This window comes from Rhizobacter sp. P1_G5, from assembly GCF_056405435.1.
In genome coordinates, this window is the sequence record NZ_JBFUCB010000470.1 from 1 (window position 1) to 4,878 (window position 4,878).

At 71.6% G+C, this 4,878-nt stretch carries 6 protein-coding genes; all 6 read right to left on the reverse strand.

The window, feature by feature from the left end:
• A partial coding sequence (locus tag AC1D12_RS24755; protein ID WP_477843498.1) for an HrpF/NolX family T3SS translocon protein occupies positions 1-603 on the reverse strand: 603 nt, incomplete at its 3' end.
• A gap of 57 nt (positions 604-660) precedes the next feature.
• Complete coding sequence (sctT, locus tag AC1D12_RS24760; RefSeq protein ID WP_477843500.1) at positions 661-1,479, reverse strand: type III secretion system export apparatus subunit SctT; 819 nt, start codon at positions 1,477-1,479, stop codon at positions 661-663.
• Positions 1,472-1,990 (reverse strand): hypothetical protein, encoded by a 519-nt coding sequence (locus AC1D12_RS24765; RefSeq protein ID WP_465114604.1) that lies wholly within the window; start codon positions 1,988-1,990, stop codon positions 1,472-1,474. The genes sctT and AC1D12_RS24765 overlap by 8 nt, the downstream gene beginning before the upstream one ends.
• Positions 1,987-3,309, reverse strand: a complete 1,323-nt coding sequence (sctN, locus tag AC1D12_RS24770) for a type III secretion system ATPase SctN (RefSeq protein WP_047505543.1) — start codon at positions 3,307-3,309, stop codon at positions 1,987-1,989. Before sctN ends, AC1D12_RS24765 begins: the two co-directional genes overlap by 4 nt.
• A gap of 2 nt (positions 3,310-3,311) precedes the next feature.
• Positions 3,312-4,031: a type III secretion system stator protein SctL gene (sctL, locus tag AC1D12_RS24775; RefSeq protein ID WP_477825995.1), complete on the reverse strand. Its 720-nt coding sequence runs from the start codon at positions 4,029-4,031 to the stop codon at positions 3,312-3,314.
• Positions 4,032-4,039: 8 nt separating this feature from the next.
• Positions 4,040-4,759, reverse strand: a complete 720-nt coding sequence (locus tag AC1D12_RS24780) for a type III secretion protein HrpB4 (protein ID WP_477843502.1) — start codon at positions 4,757-4,759, stop codon at positions 4,040-4,042.
• Positions 4,760-4,878 lie beyond the last annotated feature (119 nt).

Genomic DNA, 4,878 nt, shown 5'->3' on the forward strand with positions numbered 1-4,878 from the left:
GCCCTGGGCCTTCTCTTCGTTGTAGGCCTTCAGCTCCGGGTCCTCGGCCAGCTTCTGGATGTCCTTCGAGCTGATCTTGTGGTCGAGCTTGCCGTTCTTGCCGCCGTCCAGCATGTCCTGCAGGCCCTGGTCCGACAGCACGGTGTTCAGCGCCTTGCGCAGGTCCGGCGGCGTCTTCTCGTCCTTGGCCATCTTCTCCATGTCGGAGATCTTGGTGCCGTGCTTGCTGAACGAGCCTTCATGGCGCTCCAGCGTCGACAGCGCATCCATGCGCGCGGCCTTCTGCTCCGCGCTCACCGGCCGCTGTGCCGGCGGCACCTGCTGCTGTTGCTGCTGGGCCGTCTTCTGCATCGCCTGTGCCTGTTGCGCGCCGCCTTGCTGCACCGTGCCGATCATGCCCTTCAGCAGCTGCGCGCCGCCGCCTTCGCCGTCCTCGTCGCCCCCACCCGGCAGCGACAGGGGCGGCAGTTGCCCCATCGTCGATTGCGCGAGCTGCTGCATCGGGTCGCCGCCCTGCGGCGTGCCGCCGAGCTTGCCTTGCGGCGGCACGGCGATGCCGATCCGGCCCTGCAGCCACGCCTTGTTGTCGACCATCATGTTCATGTTCGTTCTCCTGCGGAATGTGGGGTGTTGGAATGGGGCGCCGGGTCGAGGTGTCGCTCAGCGCGCCTGCAGGCTGCCCTGCAGCTGCTGCAGCAAGCCGGTGGGCAGCAGCAGGTGCCGCACCTGGCTGACCAGCACGCCGATCAGCAGCGCGAGCATCAGCATCGTCACCGCGCCCTTGACCGGCTGGCTGAGGTTGGTGGGTTCGAGCTTGTCGGCCGCGCGCGTGATCAGCCCGAAGCCGAGGTCGATCAGCACCAGCACCAGCATCATCGGCGCGGCGAACTTGATCGTGCTCGTCATCAGCGAATCGGTCTGCTGCACGATGAACAGGTCGGGTACCTTGGCCAGGTCGGGCATCGGCGCGAACAGCGGCCACACGTGGAACGAGTCGAAGATCGCGCCGATGAACACCAGCATGCCGCCGAGCGCGAAGAACACCGCGATCACCAGCTGCACCAGCAGGTTCGACACCGGCGTGCTCTGCTGCCCGCTCATCGGGTTGGTGAGCTGCACGCTGTTGTAGCCGGCCTGCGTGTCGATCATCGCGCCCACGCACTCGGCCACCCAGAACACCGTCGAGGCGGCGAAGCCCATCAGCAGGCCGATCATCGATTCCTTCAGCGCGAAACCGGCCCACTGGCCGGCCGTCAGGTTGCTCGCGACGTCGGCCGGCAGGCCGAACGCGACGAAGCCGCCGATGATCACCACGAGGCCGGCGCGCACGTAGCCCTGCACGAACTGGTCGCCCATCGGCGGCAGCACGTTGAAGGCGGCGAACAGGCGCAGGCTGGCGAGCGCGGTCGCGAGGAACAGGTCCTCCAGCGGATGCAGCGTGCGCGCGGCGACCTCGTACAGGCCCTGCATGTCATCCATGGGCGGCCTCCTGGCGCTGGGCGCGCTGGCGGGCGACGAAGCGCGCCGCGCCGGTCTCCTCGGTCTCTTCCTCGGCCAGTTCCTCCTGCGCCGCTTCGCGCTCGCGCAGGATGGTGGCGATGCGCTGCTCGAAGCCCTCGATGCGCTGGTCGTTGCGGCGCACCGCCGCCTGCGCGGTCTTCACCACGGCGGCCTGGCGGTCGACGTGCTTGTGGCTGTCGGCCAGGGCCTTCTCGGCCTGTGCGGTCGCGCTTTTCAGGTCCTCGATGCGGAAATCCGCCGCGCGCACCGCGTACGGCGTGAAGGAGGTGCGCAGCAGCGCGTCGCGTTCGTCGCGCGCGTCGCGCTCGTCCTGGCGGCAGGCGGCGAGCTCGCCCTCGGCGGTCCGGCGCGCCTCTTCGAGCTCGGCGAGCTGCTTGCGCGCCGCCTGCACCTCGGCCTCGAGCCGCTCGCCCTGGCGCTTGCGCACCTTCACCAGCGTCCGCAGCGCCTTGACGGGCGCCGCACTCACCTGACGACCTCCGCCAGCTGCCCGAGGATGTCCTCGTACGGCATCAGGTCGCTGGTCTTCTGGTTCAGGAACGCGCGGATCTCGCCGACGCGCTCGATCGCCAGGTCGGCCACCGGATCGTTGCCGGCCTGGTACTCGCCGACCTGCAGCAGCATCTCGACCTCGTCGTACTTGGCCATCAGGTTGCGCAGGTGGCCGGCCGCCTCGGCGTGCTCGGGCGGCACGATCTGCGTCATCACGCGCGACAGGCTGCCCAGCACGTCGATCGCCGGGTACTGGTTCTTCGCCGCGATCTTGCGCGACAGGATCATGTGGCCGTCCAGGATGCCGCGCACTTCCTCGGCGATCGGGTCGCCGCCGCTCTCGTCCTCGGCCAGCACGGTGTACAGCGCGGTGATCGAGCCGACCGCGCCCATGCCGGTGCGCTCCAGCAGCCGCGGCAGCTCGGCGAACACCGACGGCGGGAAGCCGCGCCGCGCCGGCGGCTCGCCCGCCGCCAGGCCGATCTCTCGCTGCGCCCGCGCAAAGCGCGTCAGCGAATCCATCATCAGCAGCACGCGCTTGCCCTGGTCGCGGTAGTACTCGGCGACCGCGGTGGCCACGTAGGCGGCCTTCGCGCGCTCGATGCTCGAACGGTCGGAGGTGGCGCACACCACCACCGACTTCGCCATGCCCTCGGGGCCGAGGATGAACTCGATGAACTCGCGCACCTCGCGGCCGCGTTCGCCGATCAGCGCGATCACGCTCACGTCGCACTGCGCGCCGCGCGCCAGCATGCCCATCAGCGTGCTCTTGCCGACGCCGGCCGGCGCGAAGATGCCCATGCGCTGGCCTTCGCCGAGCGTCATCAGCCCGTCGATGATCTTGACGCCGGTGGGCAGCGGGTGCTCGATCATCGCGCGGCTCATCGGGTCCGGCGGATCGGCGAACACCGGCCGTTCCTCGTCGCCGAGCAGCGGGCCGAGCCCGTCGATCGGGTCGCCCAGGCCGCTGATCACGCGGCCGAGCAGCTGCGGGCCGACGCGCACCGACAGCGGCCGGCCGGTGCCGACCACCTGCGTGCCTTCGGAGACGCCGCCCATCGAGCCGAACGGCGACAGGATGGCGCCGTGCTTGCCGAAGCCGACCACCTCGGCGCGCTGCAGCAGGCGGCCGCGCGGGTCGCGCAGCTCGCACAGCTCGCCGACCTTGGCGTCCAGGCCACTCGCGCGGATCAGCGTGCCGACCACCTCGGTGACGCGGCCGGTGCGGGCCAGCACGTCCTCATGCGTCAGCTCCTGCTCGAGCGTGCTGACGAAGCGCTGGAAGCTGGTGTCCATGGTCAGGCGGCTTCCAGGTGGTCTTCGGTGGGGGTGTCGTCACGGGATTCGTCGGCGTCTGCGTCTTCGGCGTCGTCCGCCTGCGCCATCTCGCGGGCCGCGCGCTCGACGGCACGGCGGATCGCGGCCAGCTGCGTGTCGAGCCCGGCATCGATGACACCGCTGTCGGATTCGAAGCGGCAGGCGCCTTCGGGCATCTGCGCATCGACGACGACCTCGATCGCCGTGCCGGTAGCGCCCTGGGGCAGCTGCGCCATCAGCTCGGCGATGGCGCGTTGCGCGTCCTCGCGGTCGGCCTCGGGCACGCGCAGCGTCAGCATGGCCGAGTCCTTCACCAGCTTCGTGATGGTGCGCAGCGAGCGGCGGTACAGCGCCGAGCGGTCTTCCTGCTCGATCACGCGCTCCACCGCCATCGAGACGATGCCCGACAGCCGCTCGCTCTGGCGCACCAGCGTGCGCCGGCGCGACTCGGCGGCCTGCAGCTGCTGCGAGGCCCAGTGCGCCGCGGCGTCCTGCGTGCCCTGGTCGAAGCCCTGCTGCCAGGCGCCGTCGAACTGCGCCTGCGCCTGGGCGAGCAGGTCATCGGCCTGCGCCTGTGCGTCGGCGAGCAGCGCGTCGGCCTGGGCTTGCGCCTCGGCCAGCACGCGCTCGCGCTCGGCGTCGATCGCCGCGGCCACGTCGGCCGACGACACCAGCTGCGCGTGGTCCTGTGCGCGCAGCACGCCGTCGTCTAGGCCGACAGTGCACGGTCCATGGGTGAGCCAAACAGCCATGCATGCTCCGGAAAGTAGTGGGGAAGTCGAGCCATCATTGAATCGCCGGGCGGCGAGGCCGATGGGGCGGCGGAAGAAKACGCGGATGGAAACGCGAAGGCCGGGTCGGCCTGCGTGCTGCCCGGCGCGAGCGCGAGCCGCACCCAGGCCAGCGTGTGCTTGCAGTGCCATTCGCGGCGCTCGCTCAGGCGGGCGTAGCCGGCGGCGGCCAGGCGTTCGGGGTCGAGCTCGGCGGCCGACAGCGCGCCGGCGGCCGGGTTGCCGGTGATCCGGGGCGCGGCCAGCAGTTCGTTGTAGGCCGCCTCGCCGATGCGCTCGATGACGGCCTGGCGCGCGCCGCGGCCGATGCAGCGGCGCACGCGCTCGCGCTCGGCATGCAGCGCGACGGCGCCCAGCACGCGCAGCACCTGCTCGCGCGGCAGCAGCGCGATGCGGTGCGCCCGGTGCTGGAAGCCGGCCAGCGACGCCCAGCGCAGGCCGTAGACCCCGGCCAGTGCGGAGGCGCCGCGCTCGCTGGCCGCGGCCGGCGGTGGCGTCTCGAAGCCGATGCGTTGCCAGGCGGCCTGCACCCAGGCGGGGTGCAGCTGCGCGGCGATGTCGGCGGATTTCGCGCGCGCGGTCGCCAGCAGGTGGCGCAGCAGCGGCACGGTCTCGGCGGACGCGGGCAGCGCGTTCATCAGGCGGCTCCGGCGGCAGCGGTGTCGGCGCCGGACTTCAGCAGCCCGCGGCGGCGCGCGAAGGCATAGCCGCCACCGAGCAGCGCGCCGGCGCCGAGCAGCAGCGACAGGCCGAGCAC